At 67.2% G+C, this 18,633-nt stretch carries 17 protein-coding genes; 10 read left to right on the top strand and 7 right to left on the bottom strand.

Going from position 1 to position 18,633, the window contains the following annotated elements:
* Together ACIPRI_RS08035 and ACIPRI_RS08030 are read right to left on the bottom strand one after the other, a co-directional pair.
* Entirely contained in the window at positions 1–324 is a 324-nt protein-coding gene (locus tag ACIPRI_RS08035; RefSeq protein WP_446620895.1) for an NAD(P) transhydrogenase subunit alpha, read from the bottom strand.
* A 38-nt stretch (positions 325–362) separates the two neighbouring features.
* A complete protein-coding gene (locus ACIPRI_RS08030) occupies positions 363–1,493 on the bottom strand; it encodes a Re/Si-specific NAD(P)(+) transhydrogenase subunit alpha (RefSeq protein ID WP_446620894.1) in 1,131 nt (376 codons plus the stop codon).
* A gap of 271 nt (positions 1,494–1,764) precedes the next feature.
* Between ACIPRI_RS08030 and ACIPRI_RS08025 the strand changes: the two genes are divergently transcribed.
* From ACIPRI_RS08025 to ACIPRI_RS08005, 5 genes are all read left to right on the top strand, one after another.
* Positions 1,765–2,502 (top strand): response regulator transcription factor, encoded by a 738-nt coding sequence (locus tag ACIPRI_RS08025; protein ID WP_446620893.1) that lies wholly within the window; start codon positions 1,765–1,767, stop codon positions 2,500–2,502.
* Positions 2,499–2,822, top strand: a complete 324-nt coding sequence (locus tag ACIPRI_RS08020; protein ID WP_446620892.1) for a hypothetical protein — start codon at positions 2,499–2,501, stop codon at positions 2,820–2,822. Before ACIPRI_RS08025 ends, ACIPRI_RS08020 begins: the two co-directional genes overlap by 4 nt.
* A 61-nt stretch (positions 2,823–2,883) precedes the next feature.
* Entirely contained in the window at positions 2,884–4,545 is a 1,662-nt protein-coding gene (locus ACIPRI_RS08015; RefSeq protein WP_446620891.1) for a CHASE2 domain-containing protein, read from the top strand.
* Positions 4,491–5,294: a sensor histidine kinase gene (locus ACIPRI_RS08010; RefSeq protein WP_446620890.1), complete on the top strand. Its 804-nt coding sequence runs from the start codon at positions 4,491–4,493 to the stop codon at positions 5,292–5,294. The genes ACIPRI_RS08015 and ACIPRI_RS08010 overlap by 55 nt, the downstream gene beginning before the upstream one ends.
* A complete protein-coding gene (locus ACIPRI_RS08005; protein ID WP_446620889.1) occupies positions 5,291–5,764 on the top strand; it encodes an NUDIX hydrolase in 474 nt (157 codons plus the stop codon). The genes ACIPRI_RS08010 and ACIPRI_RS08005 overlap by 4 nt, the downstream gene beginning before the upstream one ends.
* Before the next feature lie 3 nt (positions 5,765–5,767).
* Here the strand turns inward: ACIPRI_RS08005 and ACIPRI_RS08000 are convergent, their stop codons facing one another.
* Positions 5,768–6,778 carry a Bug family tripartite tricarboxylate transporter substrate binding protein gene (locus ACIPRI_RS08000; RefSeq protein WP_446620888.1) on the bottom strand — a complete coding sequence of 337 codons (1,011 nt, stop codon included), beginning with the start codon at positions 6,776–6,778 and terminating at the stop codon, positions 5,768–5,770.
* A gap of 129 nt (positions 6,779–6,907) precedes the next feature.
* Here ACIPRI_RS08000 and mnmA point away from each other — a divergent pair, with 129 nt between their 5' ends.
* Positions 6,908–8,098: a tRNA 2-thiouridine(34) synthase MnmA gene (gene mnmA / locus ACIPRI_RS07995; protein WP_446620887.1), complete on the top strand. Its 1,191-nt coding sequence runs from the start codon at positions 6,908–6,910 to the stop codon at positions 8,096–8,098.
* Here mnmA and ACIPRI_RS07990 read toward each other — a convergent pair.
* Positions 8,087–9,067, bottom strand: a complete 981-nt coding sequence (locus ACIPRI_RS07990; protein WP_446620886.1) for an LLM class flavin-dependent oxidoreductase — start codon at positions 9,065–9,067, stop codon at positions 8,087–8,089. The two genes, mnmA and ACIPRI_RS07990, sit on opposite strands and share 12 nt — an antisense overlap.
* A 199-nt stretch (positions 9,068–9,266) precedes the next feature.
* On the opposite strand from ACIPRI_RS07990, the gene ACIPRI_RS07985 reads away from it, so the two are divergent.
* The 3 genes from ACIPRI_RS07985 to ACIPRI_RS07975 are packed head-to-tail and all read left to right on the top strand — an operon-like array spanning position 9,267 to position 12,820.
* A complete protein-coding gene (locus ACIPRI_RS07985) occupies positions 9,267–11,375 on the top strand; it encodes a TonB-dependent siderophore receptor (RefSeq protein ID WP_446620885.1) in 2,109 nt (702 codons plus the stop codon).
* A gap of 27 nt (positions 11,376–11,402) precedes the next feature.
* Positions 11,403–12,611: a PepSY-associated TM helix domain-containing protein gene (locus ACIPRI_RS07980; protein WP_446620884.1), complete on the top strand. Its 1,209-nt coding sequence runs from the start codon at positions 11,403–11,405 to the stop codon at positions 12,609–12,611.
* Positions 12,608–12,820, top strand: a complete 213-nt coding sequence (locus tag ACIPRI_RS07975; RefSeq protein ID WP_446620883.1) for a hypothetical protein — start codon at positions 12,608–12,610, stop codon at positions 12,818–12,820. The genes ACIPRI_RS07980 and ACIPRI_RS07975 overlap by 4 nt, the downstream gene beginning before the upstream one ends.
* On the opposite strand, the gene ACIPRI_RS07970 is transcribed toward ACIPRI_RS07975, so the two are convergent.
* From ACIPRI_RS07970 to ssb, 3 genes are all read right to left on the bottom strand, one after another.
* Positions 12,810–13,556, bottom strand: a complete 747-nt coding sequence (locus ACIPRI_RS07970) for an alpha/beta hydrolase family protein (protein ID WP_446620882.1) — start codon at positions 13,554–13,556, stop codon at positions 12,810–12,812. The genes ACIPRI_RS07975 and ACIPRI_RS07970 overlap by 11 nt on opposite strands.
* On the bottom strand, positions 13,519–14,634 hold the full coding sequence (locus ACIPRI_RS07965; RefSeq protein WP_446620881.1) for a DUF3182 family protein: 1,116 nt from the start codon (positions 14,632–14,634) through the stop codon (positions 13,519–13,521). Before ACIPRI_RS07965 ends, ACIPRI_RS07970 begins: the two co-directional genes overlap by 38 nt.
* Positions 14,635–14,775: 141 nt before the next feature.
* Positions 14,776–15,291, bottom strand: coding sequence for a single-stranded DNA-binding protein (gene ssb / locus ACIPRI_RS07960; protein ID WP_446620880.1), 516 nt, complete (start codon positions 15,289–15,291; stop codon positions 14,776–14,778).
* A 255-nt stretch (positions 15,292–15,546) separates the two neighbouring features.
* On the opposite strand from ssb, the gene uvrA reads away from it, so the two are divergent.
* Positions 15,547–18,591 carry an excinuclease ABC subunit UvrA gene (uvrA, locus tag ACIPRI_RS07955; protein WP_446620879.1) on the top strand — a complete coding sequence of 1,015 codons (3,045 nt, stop codon included), beginning with the start codon at positions 15,547–15,549 and terminating at the stop codon, positions 18,589–18,591.
* Positions 18,592–18,633 lie beyond the last annotated feature (42 nt).

Here is an 18,633-nt window from a genome sequence, read left to right as displayed (position 1 = left end):
TCAGTGGCCCTCCGCCTTGGCGGCCGGAGCCTTCTTGTCTTTCTTCTTGAACATCTCCAGCATGCGCCGGGTCACCAGGAAGCCGCCGAACACGTTGACCGCGGCCAGCGCCACCGCCAGTACGCCCATCGACTTGCCCAGCCAGCTTTCAGTCAGCGCGGCCGCCAGCATGGCGCCCACGATGACGATGGCCGAGACAGCGTTGGTCACCGCCATCAGCGGCGTGTGCAAGGCGGGCGTGACCGTCCACACCACGTGGTAGCCCACGTAGATGGCGAGCACAAAGATGATCAGGTTGATGACGGTGTGGCTGACGGGATCCATGGCTTCTCCTCGCGCGTCTTGTCTTTGGCTTGTCGCTCTTACTTCTTCGTGACCTGGCCATCGCGCGCCACCATGCAGGCGGCGACGATGTCGTCCTCGAGATCGATCTTGAAGCCGCCCTCCGCGGGGCAAACCAGCTTCAGGAAGTCAAGCACGTTGCGCGCATAGAGCGACGAGGCGTCCGCCGCCACCAGGGCTGGCAGGTTGGTCTCGCCGACGATGGTCACGCCGTGCTTTTGCACCGTCTTGTCGGCTTCCGACAAGGTGCAGTTGCCGCCCACGCCGTCAACGCCGCGGCCGGCGGCGATGTCGACAATGACCGAGCCCGGCTTCATGGACTTGACCATGTCCTCGGTGATCAGGGTCGGCGCCGCGCGGCCGGGGATGAGCGCGGTGCTGACCACCACGTCGGCCAGCGCCACGCGCTTGGCCACCTCGATCTGCTGGCGCGCCAGCCAACTCGGCGGCATCGGGCGGGCGTAGCCGCCCACGCCCTCGGCCGCTTCTTTTTCTTCCTGGGTCTCGTAGGCGACATCGATGAACTTGGCGCCCAGCGACTCGACCTGTTCCTTCACGCTCGGGCGCACGTCCGAGGCCTCAATCACCGCGCCCAGGCGCTTGGCAGTGGCAATGGCTTGCAGGCCGGCCACGCCCACGCCCAGGATCACCACGCGAGCCGCCTTCACGGTGCCGGCAGCCGTCATCAGCATGGGGAAGAAGCGCTGGTACTTATCGGCAGCGATCATCAACGCCTTGTAGCCGGCGATGTTGGCCTGCGAGGAGAGCACGTCCATGCTCTGGGCGCGCGTGGTACGCGGCGCCGCTTCCAGCGCGAAAGCTGTCAGGTTGGCGGCGGCCAGGCGCGAGAGGCCGGCGGCGTCGAAGGGATTGAGCATGCCGACCACCACGGTGCCCGGCTTCATCAGGGCAATTTCGTTGCCTTCGGGCGAACGCACCTTCAGCACGATCTCGCTGCCGAAGGCACTCGCCGCATCGACGATCTCCGCGCCGGCTGCCTGGTAGGCGGCATCGGTGGCAGCAGCCGTCAGACCCGCCCCGGACTGGACCCGCACCGTATGCCCGGAGGCGACAAGCTTCTTGGCCGTCTCGGGTGTAACGGCCACGCGGGTTTCGCCCGCCGTGCTCTCGGCAGGCACGCCAATCAACATAGAAGTCTCCTAGAGGGGGGTCAGCGCAAACCCGGCGAGCTTACCCGAAGATTACAAAGGGTCACGAAGAGGGGCGCGAAGGCGTCCTGACGCTGTCTTTTGCAGCAATTTCCGAAGCAGCCCGTCGACGATTCCCACACTTGGTAAACGGTGCTCTGCGTTACCGTGACATTTGGCGCGAGAGTTGACATTCGCAACTATTGCTGCTGCTCTGGGCTCCAAAGGGCGGACCTAGACTGGGCCCACACAAGAGTAAAGGGGATGGACCACCATGCGCATCGCTGCACTCGACGACGAGCAATCACAGCTCGAACTGATTCGTCACACCATGAATGGCATCGAGCACGAATGCCATCTCTACACCGAAGGCAAAGCGCTGCTGCGCGATCTGCGGCAGCAATCCTTCGACCTGCTGATCCTCGACTGGACGCTGCCCGACATCCCGGGCCCGGCCGTCGTGAAGTGGGTGCGGGAAGAACTCGCCAGCCGCATTCCGATCCTGTTCGTCACCAACCGGCGCGACGAGGCCGACATGGTGGCGGGCCTGGCCGCCGGTGCTGACGACTTCATGGTCAAGCCGATTCGCGTGGCCGAACTCGAAGCGCGCGTGCGCGCCCTGCTGCGGCGCGCCTACCCCAGCCATCACGAAGTCGAGCTTCAATTCGGCGCCTATCACTTCCAGCCCCAGTCGCGCACCTTGCAGGTCAACGGGGAGCCGATCGATCTCAAGCACCGCGAATACGAGCTGGCCCTGTTCCTGTTTCAGAACCTGGGCCGGCTGCTGTCGCGCGAACACCTGCGCGAGGCGGTCTGGGGACGCGGGCCCGACGAACCCTCGCGCTCGCTCGACACCCACATCTCGCGCCTGCGCAGCAAGCTGTCGCTGCGCCCGTCGAACGGCTTCCTCCTGTCGGCGGTCTACGGCCTGGGCTATCGCCTCGAGATGGTGGAGGCGTCGTCGCTCTCTGCCTTCTCTTCGGCAAGCGACGACGAAGAGGTACAAGCATGAGACGCACCATCCGAAGCCGCTGCCTCGCAGCCGTGCTCCCGCTGCTGGCAAGCGCGGCTCTGGCCCAGGCGGGCATGCCACCGGACGGAAGCGCCGGCGCGCCAGTCAGCGATGACGCCGGCATGGCGCTCCAACTGGCGGACGGCACGGTCGTGCGCGTTCCCGCCGCCAACGTGGCCGAAAAGCGCTTCAGCGGCTCCTACGGCGCGACGCTCGACAATGCCTCCGCAATCGCCGGTCCGCGGCGCGTGCCCTTGCGGCGACGCACCCAGGTCTTCGACGCCCGGACGCCAGGCGCGGTCGCCAGCATTCGCGGCTAGATCCGCACACTTCTTCCGCTTGCCGACGACCGGCCGTCGGCCGGCCCGCCGTGCGCTCGCCATGTCTTTTCACCATCCGCCCGAAAATCTGCAGCAGGCGGCCTCGCCGCACTGCCGCTGGCAGGGGCTGGCACGGCGCCGAGGCGCCTGGCTGGCCCTGGCGCTGGGGCTCATCGCGCTGGTGTCCTGGCTGACCATCCCCCAACGCCTGCCGCGTGTGGACCGGATCCTGCAGGAAAGCGCGCTCAACCTGATGCGGCCTGCCGCGGCCGACAACATCGTGATCGTCGCCATCGACGACCGAAGCCTGGAAGCGATTGGACGCTGGCCCTGGCGGCGCGCGCTGCATGCCGAAGTGCTGCGCCAGATTTCCCGCGGCGGCGCCCCACGCTGCATCGGTTTGGACCTGCTACTCGACGGCAACAGCGCCCAGCATCCCGACGACGATACGCTGCTGGCCAAGCGCATAAAAGAGGCCGGCTGCGTCGTGCTGCCGATGGCGCTGCAGGTGAGTGGCCGCCATGCGATGTTCCAAAGCGAAGCGCTGCCCGCGCCTGAACTGGCCCAGGCCGCCACCGCCTTGGGCCATGCCCACTTGTCGGTAGACGGTGATGGCGTGGCCGAGGGCGTCTATCTGCACGAAGGCTTTGCGGGGCGGGAGTGGCCGCAGTTTTCGCTGGCCATGCAACAGGCCGCCAATGACCTGCGGGCGCCGCAGCCTTCAATCAACGATGGTCCGCAAACTTCGCCCCCCGGCGCGCGCTGGCAGCGCCACCATCCAGAGCTGCTGCTCTACACCGCGCCCACGGCGCCCTTTTTCACGGTGTCCTATGTCGACGTGCTGCGCGGCAAGGTGGCGCCGGAGGTGTTCCGCAATCGCTATGTGCTGATCGGCGCTACCGCGGAGAGCCTGGCCGACCTGTTCGCCAGCCCGGCCCCCACCCCCAACGGCCTGGTGCCCGGCGTGGAGATCTTCGCCACGGTGCTGCAAGCGCTCGACGGCGGCGTGCACATTCACGCAGCCTCCGCCTGGCAGGACCTGGCCTTCAACCTGGCGCCGCTGGTGGTCGTGCTGCTGGGCCTATTGTGGCTGGGCCCGCTGGGCGTGTTCGCCCTGATCGTCAGCATGCTGCTGGCGCGCACCGGCCTGCAGATGGCGCAACCCTGGCTGGGCTTGCGCTTTTCGGCGGCGCCAGGACTGATCGGGCTGCTGCTGGTGTATCCGCTGTGGAGCCTGGCGCGGCTGACTGCGGCCTATCGCTTCCTGCAGCGCGGCACGCGCGAGCTCAACACCGTGCTCGACGGCATGTCGATGCCCCACGGCGCGGCCCAGGACGGCGATTTTCTCGATCGCGAGATCGATGCCACCGCCACCGCCGTGCAGCGGGTGCGCGACATGCACCGCTTCGTGCGCGATGGCGTCGACCACCTGCCAGACGCCACCCTGGTGCTCGATCGGCACGGCCGCGTCTACCTTGCCAACCGCGCCGCCGCGCGACACTGGCAGCGCGAGGCCTGGACGCTGGTGGACTGCGACGCGCACGAGTTGCTCAAGGACGTGCGCTCGCGCAACACGGGCCAGCCGATGATTCACGCCGGCGCGCTCGATTCGGAGCATCCCGTGCCCATCACAGGCGAGGGCGAGGACGCATCCTGCTGCTGCGCTGCGTGCCCGTTCTCGATTCCGGCAATGCCTACGCGGGTTGGATGGTGGCGCTGGTAGACATCAGCAAGATGCGCCGCGCACAGAGCCAGCGCGACGAAGCCCTGCGCTTCATCTCGCACGACATCCGCGAACCCAGCGCCTCCATCCTGACGGTGATCGAACTGGCCCGCGCCCGGCCTTCGATGCTGCCGCGCGACCTGCTGCTGCAGCGCATCGAGCGCCACGCCCACACTGGGCTGGAATTGGCCGATGGCTTCGTCAACCTGGCACGCGCCGAAGCGCAGTCTTTCCAGGCCGAACTGCTGGACCTGGTCGAGCTGAGCATGCAGGCCATGGACAACGCCTGGGCCGAGGCGCGCCGCAGAGAGGTTCGCATCCGGCTGGACACCCCGCTGGAGGAGGCGCCCTGCATCGGCGATCGCGGCCTGCTGTCGCGCGCCTTGACCAACGTGCTGGGCAACGCGTTGAAGTACTCGCCGGCGGGCAGCGATCTGGTCTGCCGCATCGGCGAGCGCCAATCACACTGGACAGTGGCCATCCAGGACCGGGGGCCAGGCATTCCGGTCGAGCTGCAGTCCCAGCTGTTCCAGCCCTTCCACCGGCTGCACCGTGAATCGCACCCGGAGGTGCATGGCATCGGTCTGGGGCTGCTGCTGGTGCGCACGGCGGTGCAGCGGCATGGCGGCAGCGTCGAAATCGAGAGCGCGGAGAACGAAGGCTGCACCGTCATACTCGTGCTTCCCAAGCCGGCCGCCGGCACTTTCCAATTCATCACCGCCAACGCCCGCGACGACAACGACCGATGAACGACCTGCGCTGGAAACCCAACGTCACCGTGGCGGCCATCATCGAAAAGGATGGCCGCTTCCTGCTGGTCGAGGAACAGACAGCCGAAGGCCTGAAGCTCAATTCGCCGGCCGGCCACCTGGACCCGGGCGAATCACCGGCCGAAGGCTGCGCACGCGAAACGCTGGAAGAAACGGCGCATGCCTTCACGCCAACCGCCCTCGTCGGCATCTACATGGCACGCGCCAGCGTCCGTGGCGAAGGCCTGACCTACATGCGCTTTGCCTTTTGCGGCGAGCTGGGCGAGCGCGAGCGGGGCCGGTCGCTCGACCACGGCATCGTTCGCACCCTGTGGATGACGCCGGACGAGATCCGTGCAAGCCACGCGCGGCATCGCAGCCCGCTGCTGCTGCAGTGCATGGAGGACTACTTGCGCGGTGCGCGCCATCCGCTCGGACTGATCCACGTCGACCCGTCGCTGCGCGGCTGAGCGTCAGTCGGGCTTGATGCCTGCCTTGACGACGATCTCTTTCCAGATCTTCTGCTGGGCCGCGATGAAGGCGGCGAATTGCTCCGGCGTGTCGCCCACGCCCAGCGCCGAATCGTGCGCGAAGCGCTCGGTCACCGGGCCGGCCTTCAACGCCCTGAGGCTTTCTTCCTGCAGCCGCCTGACGATCGGTGCGGGCGTGCCGGCCGGCGCCAGCAGGCCGTACCACTGCGAGGTTTCGAAGCCCTTGTAGCCGCTCTCGGCAATGGTCGGCACGTCCGGCAGGGCCGCCACGCGCTGCGCCGAACCGACCGCCAGCGCGCGCAGCTTGCCCGACTTGATGAAGGCCGACACGCTGGGCAGGCCGTTCATCGCCACCTGGGTGCGGCCGGCCAGCAGGTCCGTCATCTGCGGGCCGCTGCCGCGATAGGGAATGTGGGTCATGAAGAAGCCGGCGGTCAGCTTGAGGTATTCCATGCTCAGGTGGCCGGCGCTGCCGTTGCCGGCCGAGGAATAGTTGAGCTTGCCGGGATTGGCCTTGGCGTAGGCGATGAACTCCTTGAAGTTCTTCGCCGGCACGTCCGGATGCACCACCAGCACGTTGGGCACCTTGGCCAGCAAGGTCACCGGCACGAAGTCGCGGTTCACGTCGTAGGGCTGGTTGGTCAGCATGTAGGGATTCACCGCCAGGGTGCCCACATGGCCCAGGATCAGGTTGTAGCCGTCCGGCGGCGCCTTGGCGATGTCCTGCATGGCGATGGTGCCGGCGCCGCCCGGCTTGTTTTCCACGAACACGCTCTGGCCCAGTTGCTTGGTGAGCTCGGCGGCCACCGAACGCGCCACCACCTCGCTGGAGCCGCCGGGTGCGAAAGGCACCACCAGGCGGATCGACTTCTGCGGCCAGGCCGGCGCCTGGGCCCAGCCAGGCAGCGAGGCGGCACCGGCAGCCAGGACGGCCAGCGACTGGAAGGCGGTGCGGCGCGAAGGGCGCCAGGCGGGCGTGAAGAGGTCGGTCATGCAGGCCTTACAGAATTTGACACTGAATGCGGATTGTGAGAGCGCGGGTCGGCGCTTCCGCGCCATCGACGCTTGGTGATTTCCCGCACATGGGCAGCGGCTTGGGGCGGCCTGGGACAATCGACCCCTATGAGCACGAAGAAGAAGCGCGTGGTGGTGGGCCTGTCCGGTGGTGTCGATTCCGCGGTGACGGCGCACCTGCTCAAGAGCCAGGGCCACGAGGTCATCGGCATCTTCATGAAGAACTGGGAAGACGATGACGACAGCGAGTACTGCTCGTCCAACATCGACTTCGTCGACGCCGCCAGCGTGGCCGACGTGCTGGGCATCGAGATCGAGCATGTGAACTTCGCGGCCGATTACAAGGACCGCGTGTTCGCCGAGTTCCTGCGCGAGTACCAGGCCGGCCGCACGCCCAACCCGGACGTGCTGTGCAACGCGGAGATCAAGTTCAAGGCCTTCCTCGACCACGCGATGCGCCTGGGCGCCGAGCAGATCGCCACCGGGCATTACGCCCGTGTCCGCTGCGTGGCAGCGGACACGGGCGAGCCCATGGCGCATGACGAAGCATCGCGCGCGGCTGCGCGCGATGGCGCGCGCGTGCGCTATCAGCTGCTCAAGGGCCTGGATCCGGCCAAGGACCAGAGCTACTTCCTGCACCGCCTGAACCAGCAGCAGTTGGCCAAAACCCTGTTCCCGGTCGGCGAGCTGCGCAAGACCGAGGTGCGGCGCATTGCCGACGAGATCGGGCTGCCCAACGCGAAGAAGAAGGATTCGACCGGCATCTGCTTCATCGGCGAGCGGCCGTTTCGCGAATTCCTCAACCGCTACATCAGCAAGGAGCCGGGCCCGATCCGCGATGAGCGCGGACGCGTGCTGGGCGAGCACCAGGGCCTGTCCTTTTACACCCTGGGCCAGCGCCAGGGGCTGGGCATCGGCGGGGTGAAGCAAAAGGGCGCGGCACGCGGCGGCAGCGACCATTCGCCCTGGTTCGTGGCGCGCAAGGACATGGCTTCCAACACGCTGTGGGTGGTGCAGGGGCACGACCATCCCTGGCTGCTGTCGAACGTGCTGGAGGCTGACGACGCGAGTTGGGTCGCCGGCGAGGCACCGGCCGGCGGCACCTACGCCGCCAAGTCGCGCTACCGGCAGGCGGACGCGGCCTGCGATCTCGCTGATGGGGCCAACCGCGCCTTCCGCCTGGCCTTCCCGCAAGCCCAATGGGCGGTGACGCCTGGCCAGTCGGCCGTGCTCTACGACGGCGAGGTCTGCCTGGGTGGTGGCGTCATCTCCCAGGGAGTCACACGCTCAGTCACGTAGCTGCGCCAGCAGTTCGTAGGAGCGCAGCCGCGCCTGGTGGTCGAAGACCTGCGAGGTGATCATCAGCTCGTCGGCCCCGGTGCGCGCCACGAAGGCGTCGACGGCGACGCGCACGCTTGCCGGTGATCCCACGGCGGAGCAGGACAGCACGGAGTCGAGCAGCGCCGCCTCGGCCGGGCCGACGCGCTCGCGGTAGCCCTCCACCGGTGGCGGCAGCCGGCCAGGCCGGCCGCTGCGCAGGTTGACGAAGGCCTGCTGCCAGGAGCTCGCGCGGAACTGCGCCTCTTCGTCGGTCTCGGCGCAAAACACGTTGAAACCCAGCATCACGTAAGGCTTGGCCAACTGCGCTGAGGGCTTGAAGGTGGATCGGTAGATCTCGATGGCCTGCATCAGCTGCTGCGGCGCGAAATGCGAAGCGAAGGCGTAGGGCAGGCCCAGGTGCGCCGCCAACTGGGCGCCGAATGTGCTGGAGCCGAGGATCCAGATCGGCACCTCCAGCCCGCGTCCGGGCACCGCCAGCACCGGCTGGCGCGGCTCCTTGGACATGAAATCCATCAACTCCAGCACATCCTGCGGGAACTGATCGGCATTGGTGTCCAAGTCGCGCCGCAGGGCCCGTGCCGTGCGCTGGTCCGAGCCCGGCGCGCGGCCCAGCCCCAGGTCGACACGGCCGGGGTAGAGCGACTCCAGGGTGCCGAACTGCTCGGCGATCACCAGCGGCGAATGGTTGGGCAGCATCACCCCGCCAGCCCCGATCCGAATGGTCGAGGTGCCGGCGCCCACGTAGGCCAGCAGCACCGCGGTGGCGGCGCTGGCGATGCCCGGCATGCCGTGATGCTCGGCCAGCCAGTAGCGCTGGTAGCCCAGGCGTTCGCCATGCTGCGCCAGGGACAGGGAGTTGCGGAAGGACTGCGCGGCGTCGCCGCCCTCGCAAATGGGCGAGAGGTCGAGGATGGAAAAGGGAGGCATGGGCGAAATCATGGCGCGCCGCCTTGAATCCTGCCGGCGCCGGTCCTATTCGCGGACGTGCGCTGGGGCCGCAACGCACTCCGGACCGCGCCGCAAGACCTGTCGTGCTACGCGGGATATGTAACGGAGTTGTTGCTGTTCAATAGAATACGAATCGTTATCATTCGCTGTTCTCTTGTTCGCCCAAGAACCAATAACCATGCGCACACCCTTCCAGCCCTCCCGCACCGTGGCCCTGCTGGCCAGTCTCGTCGCCATTCTTTCCCACCAGCAGGCACTGGCCCAAGCCGCGCCGACACCTGCCACCGCCCTGCCCGAAGTGCGGGTGGACGCCAGCGCCGAGAACGAAACCGCCACCTCGCCGGTGATCGGCTACCGCGCCAAGAACGCCGTGACGGCCACCAAGACCGACACGCCGCTCCTGGAGACGCCGCAGTCCGTGACGGTGGTGCCGCGCGACCAGATGGTCGACCAGGGCGCCACCAACATCCAGGACGCGCTGAACTACGCCGCCGGCGTGCGCTCGGACGCCTACGGCCTGGATTCCCGGACCGACTCGGTGCGCATCCGCGGCAGCTACCCCGACGTCTACCTCGACGGTCTGCGCCAGGCCTACGGCTACTACACCAGCAACACCCGCACCGAGCCCTACACGCTGGAGCGCCTGGAGGTGCTGCGCGGCCCATCGGGCATGCTGTTCGGCTCCGGCACAGCGGCCGGCATCGTCAACATGGTGAGCAAGCGCCCACTGCAAGAAACCCAGCGAGAGGTCGGCGTGGAATTCGGCAGCTACGGCCGCAAGCAGATCCAGGCCGACCTGACCGGCGCCCTGACGCAAGACGGCGACTGGTCCTACCGCCTGGTGGCACTGGCCCGCAAGGCGGACACCCAAGTCGACTACGTGCCCGACGACCGCACCGTGATCGCCCCCTCGCTGACCTGGCGCCCGAGCGGCGCCACCAGCCTGACGCTGCAGGCGCTCTACCAGAAGGACAAGAGCGGCAGCAGCTCGCAATTCTTCCCCTGGGAAGGCACCTTGCTGCCCAATCCCAACGGCCAGCTGCCGAGCAGCCGCTTCATCGGCGAGCCTGGCGACTACTACAACAGCGAGCGCAAGACCGTCGGCTGGCAGTTCGAACACAAGTTCAACGACGCCTGGTCCTTCCGCCAGAACTTCCGCTATGCCGAGAACGAGAACGACTCCCGCTACCACTGGGGCGACTCGTTCACCATCCCGGGCGGCTGGGGCGCCGACCCGATCAACAAGCGCATCCTCGGCCGCTACCTCGACTACCAGCTGACGCAGAACCGCATCTCGGTGATGGACAACAACGTCCAGGGCAACTTCAAGACCGGCGCGCTGCAGCACACGCTGCTGCTGGGTGCCGACTTCTCGCGCCAGAAGCAGAACGTCTACGGCGGGACCGTGGGCTTCAGCGAGATCGACGCCTACGCCCCGGTGTACGGCAACCTGACCCTGCCGGCCACGCGCGATCCGCTGCCGCAGGCCTTCCAGCGCAGCAGCGGCTACTACATCCAGGACCAGATGAAGCTGGACAACTGGGTCTTCATGGGCGGCCTGCGCCACGACGACACCACCTCCGGCGCCGAAGGCTCGTCCGACCAGAAGGACAGCGCCACCACCAAGCGCTTTGCCCTGTTGTACGCCGCGCCCGTGGGGATCTCACCCTACGTGAGCTATTCCGAATCCTTCTCGCCGCAAGCGCCCGTGCGTGGCCAGGTGCTCAAGCCGCTGCGCGGCGAGCAGTGGGAGGCCGGCATCAAGTACGAACCGAAGGACCGCGCCCTGGCCTTCAACGCGGCCGTCTACGACCTTCGCGAAAAAGATCGCACGACCTCGCCTGCGCCCAACGTGATCGAGCAGCTCGACGACACCAAGACCCGCGGCGTCGAGCTGGAAGCGCGCGGCCGCATCACTTCCGCGCTGGACCTGATCGCCAACTACACCTACACCGACGTCGACCCGGTGCTGGAAGGCCTGCCGGAGAACATGGCCAGCATCTGGGCCAAGTACCGCTTTGCCGTTGCCGGCATGCCCGGCTTCGCAGTGGGCGCCGGCGTGCGCTGGATGAGCGCCTTCCGCGACACGTCCTTCGGCATCGGCCCCGAGGTGCCCAGCCAGACTTTGGTCGACGCCATGATCTCGTGGGAAAGCGCCAAGCTGCGCCTGGCGCTGAACGTCAACAACCTGAGCGACAAGACCTACTTCAGCACCTGCCTGTCGCGCGGCGACTGCTGGTACGGCGCCCGTCGGAACGTGGTGGCCAGCGCCACCTACCGCTTCTAAGCGCGCATCACCAACGATGAAGACACGATGAACTCCAAATCCATCAAGACCTGGGCCTGGGTGCACAAGTGGAGCAGCCTGGTCTGCACCATCTTCATGCTGCTCCTGTGCATCACCGGGCTGCCGCTGATCTTTCACCACGAGCTCGGCCACCTGCTGGGCACCGAGGTCGAGGCGCCCGAGATGCCCGCCAACAGCCCGCGCGCCAGTCTCGACGACGTGATCAAGACCGCACATGCGCTCTATCCGGAGCGGGTGGTGCAGTTCGTCTCGCAGGAAGAAGACAGCGACAAGATCTGGTTCGTCACGCTCACGCCCACGCCGGATCCCACCGACGACTTCAAGTCGGTGGCGGTGGACGCGCGCACCGGCCAGGTGCTGGCAACCCCGAAGTTCGACGAAGGCTTCATGTGGGTGATGTTCAAGCTGCACGTCGACCTGTTCGCCGGCCTGGCGGGCAAGCTGTTCCTGGGCTTCATGGGCCTGCTGCTGCTGGTGGCCATCGTCAGCGGCGTGGTGCTGTATGCGCCCTTCATGCGCAAGCTCGAGTTCGGCACCGTGCGGCGCGAACGCCGCCCGCGCCTGAAGTGGCTGGATCTGCACAACCTGCTGGGCATCGTGACGCTGGTGTGGGCCTTCACCGTGGGGGCGACCGGCATGATCAACACCTGGGCCGACCTGGTCATCAAGTACTGGCAGTACGACCAGCTCAGCGCCCTGCTCGCGCCCTACAAGGGCCAGGCCATGGTGCCGGCGGCCGAGCGCGGCTCGGTACAGCGCTCGCTCGACCTGGCGCTGGCGCAGGCGCCGGGCACCAAGCTGTCCTTCATCGCCTTCCCGGGCACGGCCTTTTCCAGCCCGCACCACAACACGGTGTTCCTGCGCGGCAACGAACCCTTCACCTCGCGCCTGCTGCAACCCGTGCTGGTGGACGCCAAGACCAACGAAGTCACTGCCAAGCCCGCCCTGCCCTGGTACCTGACGGCCTTGCTGGTGTCGCAGCCGTTGCACTTCGGCGACTACGGCGGCATGCCGATGCAGATCATCTGGGCGCTGCTCGACATCGCCACCATCATCGTGCTGGGCAGCGGGCTGTACTTGTGGCTCAAGCGCAGCAATCCGGTACATGAGCACGCCAAGCGCAAGGACCACAAGACCGAGGCCGCGCCCCAGGGCCTGCCCACGCCCTCCGCGCAACCGGCGGCTGCCAATTCCAAAGCAATACCCTCGCCATGAAGCAAGAGCAGCAGCAACACCCCTCGCACCGCTCGCACTTTTGGCGCCTGTGGGGCTGGCCCATCACGCTGGGCCTCATGACCGGCGTCGGCCTGATCTCGGCCCTGTTCAGCGACGGCGGCCTCGGCGATGCCCTGGCCTGGGTCACGCTGGGCATCCCGACGGCACTCTGCTTCTGGTACGGCTGGGGGCGGCGCTTCAAGCCTTGATGGCGCGCGCGCCCTTCACCATCTCGCCCATCCAGCCCAGCAGTTGCTGGCCGTAGGCCTGGCGCATCTCGTCGTTCGACAGGGCATGGTCGGCCTCGGACAGCACGCGATAGGTGATCGAGCGCACCTGGCGAAAGGCATTCACGTAGTTCTTGATCACCGCGGGCGGAATGGTCCTGTCGTGTTCCGACTCCACGATCAGCACGTCGCCCCTGAATTCGCTGCACGCCGCCAGCGCGCGGTTCTGCGATGGCTCGATGCTCGTCTGCCGGTAGGCCTTCAGGTCCTCGGGGTCCAGTTGGCCCTTGGGCAGGTTCCACCTGTCGTCGCGGTACAGCGCCGGAGCGCGCAGCGCCAGCCAGCGCACCGGCCGCAGATTGCTCAGCAAGGCGGCCAGGTAGCCGCCATAGCTGCTGCCCACGATGGCAACGGCGGCCGGGTCCACCGCCGGATGCCGCACCAGCTCGTCGTAGGCGGCGAGCACGTCCTTCAGGTTGTGCTCGCGCGTCACGGCGTGCCGCTGGGCGACATGCCGCGCGTGGCCGCGCAGGTCGATCGTCAGGCAGATGCAGCCCAGCACGGCGATCTCGTGGGCGCGCGCGATGTACTGGTCCTGGCTGCCGTCCCAGCCGTGCACCAGCAGAACGCCCGGCACCACGGCCGAGGGCGCGACCAGCGTGCCGTCGATGCGCTCGCCGTCAACGCGGATCTGGATGGTGCTCTGTCGTGTCGGCATGGCTCTGAATCATGGCGTACTTGGCGATCTGTCCCACCTGCGGATCATGTCCCTCGAAGTAGATGCTGGCACCGCTCGGCACACGGCAGGGCCCATAGACCTCGAAACAGGAGGCCCGTACCTGGCGCATGCGCGGCCGCTCCCGGAAGCGCTCGAGCGCAGCGATTTCCGCAGCCGTCGCCCCACCCACCCGCCAGGATTGTTCCAGCACGCCGCTGCGCGCATTGCCGTCGGCACCGAGGCCTTGCACAACGTCGTAGTTGATGCGCGAGGCGAACACGCCGGGGTACTCGGCGCGCACCGCCTCATGGTAGTGGCGCGCCTGCCGGATCGCCAGCCGCACGCGCTCGGGCAGCCTCTGCTTCAGCAGCTCGTCGAAGCCGCCGCGAATCACCTTGAGGTCGGAGCCGCCGTAGGCCGTCTCGCCGCAGTTGTTCAGCGTGTTGCGCTGCACGCCGTGATAGCTGGCGCGGATGCTGCCGTCGAAGATCTGGCCGACGCTGAAGGTCACCGGCTTGTCGAGGCTCTCCTCCAGCACCACGCCTGCAAGGCCATCGTCGGCGTACATCTGCGCCAGCGCCCGCTCCAGCCGCTGCACGTCACGCACCACTTCCTGGCCCTGGCCGCCGCTGGCGCCTGCCGGCTTCAGCCGCACCGCGCCGTGCCGTTGCAGCAACTGCCGGCCGGCCTTGCGCGCATCCTCGAGACTGAAGGACGAATAGCCTGCCAGCACGGCCGGCTTCACCGCCACGCCGAAGCCGGCGTTCCACCCCGCAGGACGGCTGGCCTCGTCGTCGACCAGAGGATGGGAGATCACCTTGGTGGCAACGAAGGCATGCGGCACCACCCCGCCGAACAGGTCCCGCTCGCTTTCGATGCCGAGCCGCTGACGCACGTCGGCGGCAAGCAGCGTGTCGCTTGGCACGAAGTAGGGTCGCGGGTCGTAGTGGCGGCCCGGGTCGTATTCACCGCACCAGTCGAACTGCTTGAGCGTCGCCAGCCGGCGCCCTACCTCGGAGCGCGTCGCGCGCTCGTGCAGGCGGTCGAAGCTGCCGTGGCTGGCCGTCAGCGAAACCACACATGGGCGATCTTGATCTGGGGCGAGCCCGGGCATGGCAACCATGCTGCTCGATTCCCGCTAGAGCCGCAACTCGACCCGCGTCTGCGGCCCGCGGCCTTGCAGGCAGCCGGGCTGGCCCGGCCCTGGGGGCTCAGAACGTCAGAACGGAATGTCGTCGTCCATGTCGTCGAAGCCCGAGGAGGACTTGGACGGTGCCTGGCGCGGCGCGGGGGCCGGAGCGCGGGGCGCCGCGGCCGGCGGGCGCGAGTAGCCACCGCCGCCGCCACCCCCGCCGCCGTAGCCATCGTCATCGCCGCCGCCCGACGGGGCGCCCTGGCCCTGGCGGCTGCCCAGCATCTGCATCTGGTCGACGCGGATGTCGGTGGCGTACTTTTCAGCGCCATCCTTGTCGGTGTACTTGCGGGTGCGGATCTGGCCCTCGACATAGATCTGCGAGCCCTTGCGCAGGTACTGGGCGGCGATTTCGGCCAGGCGGCCGTTGAAGACGAGGCGGTGCCACTCGGTGGCTTCGCGCATTTCGCCGCTTTGCTTGTCTTTCCACTTGTCGGTGGTGGCCAGGGTCACGTTGCACACCTGGTCGCCACTGGGGAAGGTGCGGGTTTCTGGGTCGCGGCCGAGATTGCCGACGAGGATGACTTTATTGACCGATGCCATGTGCACTGCCCCTGATGAATGCGAATAAAGGAGAAGGAAAGAAGCCAAGGATTGTGCCCGATGCCGCCTGGCCACAGGCGCCGCACGGGGGTTAACACCGGAGGTGTCAGAATCTTCTGCATCGATGGACCGCCCCCTGGCCGATCACCTGGTGGCAGGGGCTGTCAGCAGCACCGCCAAACCCGCGGAAACCGAAGCCGGGCGCTGACAGCGCCGGGCGTCTATCATGCCCGGTTGCCCGAAAGAGCCCGGAACGTGAACGCCCCCCTGGAACAAGAAGCCTACCTCGGCGCCTTGCTGGCGCAGCAGCGCATCAGCATCCGCGGTGCCCGCACGCACAACCTGAAGAACATCGACCTGGACATCCCGCGCAACAAGCTGGTGGTGATCACCGGCTTGTCGGGCTCGGGCAAGTCCAGCCTGGCTTTCGACACGCTGTATGCGGAAGGCCAGCGCCGGTACGTGGAAAGCCTGTCGGCCTACGCCCGCCAGTTTCTGCAACTGATGGACAAGCCCGATGTGGACATGATCGAAGGGCTCTCGCCCGCCATCAGCATCGAGCAGAAGGCCACCAGCCACAACCCGCGCTCCACCGTGGGCACGGTGACCGAGATCCACGACTACCTGCGCCTGTTGTTCGCGCGCGCCGGCACGCCCTACTGCCCCGACCACCACCTGGCCCTGCAGGCACAGACGGTGAGCCAGATGGTCGATGCGGTACTCGCACTACCGGACGAGCCACGCCTGATGATCCTGGCACCGGTGGCGCGCGAGAAGAAGGGCGAGTTCGTCGAACTCTTCACCGAAATCCAGGCCGCCGGCTATGTGCGCTTCCGCGTCGATGGCCAGACCTACGAATACAGCGACCTGCCCACGCTCAAAAAGACCGAGAAGCACGACATCGACGTCGTCATCGACCGCCTGCGCGCCCGCCCCGACATGCAGCAGCGCCTGGCCGAGAGCTTCGAGGCTGCGCTGCGCCTGGCCAACGGCCGCGCCATCGCGCTGCAGCTTGGGGCGGAAGGCGTGCCCGACAAGGAGCACCTGTTCAACGCCAAGTTCGCCTGCCCCATCTGCCACTACTCGCTGGCCGAGCTGGAGCCGCGCCTGTTCTCCTTCAACTCGCCGGTGGGCGCCTGCCCGGCTTGCGACGGGCTGGGGCACCGCGAGTTCTTCGATCCGACGCGGGTGGTGGCCTTTCCATCGCTCTCTTTGGGCAGCGGCGCCATCAAGGGCTGGGACCGGCGCAACGGCTACTACTTCAGCATGCTGGAGAACGTGGCCAAGCACTACAAGGTCGACGTCGACACGCCTTTCGAGTCGCTGCCGGCCAGCGTCCAGCAGGTGCTGCTGAACGGCTCGGACAGTGAAGAGATCAAGTTCAGCTACACCATGGAGTCGGGCGCTTCGGCCGGCAAGAAGCTGGTCAAGAAGCACCCCTTCGAAGGGATCATCCCGAACATGGTGCGGCGCTATCGCGAGACCGACTCGGCCATGGTGCGCGAGGAACTGGCCCGCTATCGCAACATCCAGCCCTGCCCCGACTGCGAAGGCTCGCGCCTGCGCCGCGAGGCGCGCAACGTCTTTTTGGTGAACGGGCCGGCGCAAGAGGGCCAGGAGCCCACGCGCATGGCGATCTACGAGATCAGCCACCTCACGCTGCGCGAGAGCCTCGCGTACTTTCAGACGCTGCATCTGCGCGGCGCCAAGGCCGACATCGCCGACAAAGTGGTGCGCGAGATCGGGCTGCGCCTGAAGTTCTTGAACGACGTGGGCCTGAACTACCTGAGCCTGGACCGCAGCGCCGACACCTTGTCTGGCGGCGAGGCGCAGCGCATTCGCCTGGCCAGCCAGATCGGCTCGGGCCTGACGGGCGTGATGTACGTGCTGGATGAGCCCAGCATCGGGTTGCACCAGCGCGACAACGACCGCCTGATCGGCACCCTGAAGCACCTGCGCGACATCGGCAACAGCGTGATCGTGGTCGAGCACGACGAGGACATGATCCACGCCGCCGACCACATCATCGACATGGGTCCGGGCGCCGGCGTGCACGGCGGCCAGGTGATGGCCCAGGGCAACTACCAGCAGGTGGCCGAGAGCGGCGAATCCCTCACCGGCCAGTACCTGTCGGGCCGGCGCAAGATCGCCGTGCCGCAGCGGCGCACGCCCTGGCTGCCGGTGCTGAGGAAGGAAGGCGAGGATGAGGGAAGCAGCAAGAAGAAGCCGATCTCGCGCTTCCCCATGAGCCCGGCCGCGGAGCGCCGCGCCGCGCGCGAGGCGGCGCACCTGGCCAGCCAGGGCGCGCTGCAGGAAATCCGTGTGCTCGGCGCCACCGGCAACAACCTGAAGAACGTCAACGTCGCTTTCCCGGTCGGCCTCTTGACCTGCGTGACCGGCGTGTCGGGCTCGGGCAAGTCGACCCTGGTGAACGACACGCTCTATTCCGCGGTGGCCCGCACCTTGTACCGCGCCCACGACGAGCCGGCCGCGCACGAGGCGGTGGAAGGCATCGAGTACTTCGACAAGGTGATCAACGTCGACCAGTCGCCCATCGGCCGCACGCCGCGCAGCAACCCGGCCACCTACACCGGCCTGTTCACGCCGATCCGCGAGCTGATGGCCGAGACCAACACCGCGCGCGAGCGCGGCTATGGCCCCGGGCGCTTCAGCTTCAACGTGGCCGGCGGCCGCTGCGAGGCCTGCCAGGGCGACGGCGTGGTGAAGGTGGAGATGCACTTTTTGCCGGATGTGTACGTGCCCTGCGAGGTCTGCCACGGCCAGCGCTACAACCGCGAGACGCTGGAGGTCCAGTACAAGGGCCGCAACATCGCGCAGATTCTGGACATGACGGTGGAGGTGGCCTACGAATTCTTGAAGGCCGTACCGACCATCGAGCGCAAGCTCCGGACCTTGCTGGACGTGGGCCTGAGCTACATCAAGCTCGGCCAAGCCGCAACGACGCTGTCAGGCGGCGAGGCGCAGCGGGTCAAGCTGGCGCTGGAGCTGAGCAAGCGGGACACGGGGCGCACGCTCTACATCCTGGACGAGCCGACGACCGGGTTGCACTTTGCGGATATCGAATTGCTGCTGAAGGTGCTGCATCAGTTGCGCGATGCGGGCAACACCATCGTCGTGATCGAGCACAACCTGGATGTGATCAAGACCGCGGATTGGCTGATCGACATGGGGCCGGAAGGCGGGGCCGGTGGCGGCACCGTGGTGGGGGAAGGGACGCCTGAAGAACTGGCTGCGAATGACGAGAGTCATACGGGGCGGTATCTGAAGCGGCTGCTCTAGAGGCAATCGCGATTGGGCCAGTAGCTCGACGGCCGTGCACTG

Source organism: Variovorax sp. LARHSF232 (assembly GCF_052871435.1).
This window is presented reverse-complemented; position numbering and strand designations above follow the sequence as displayed.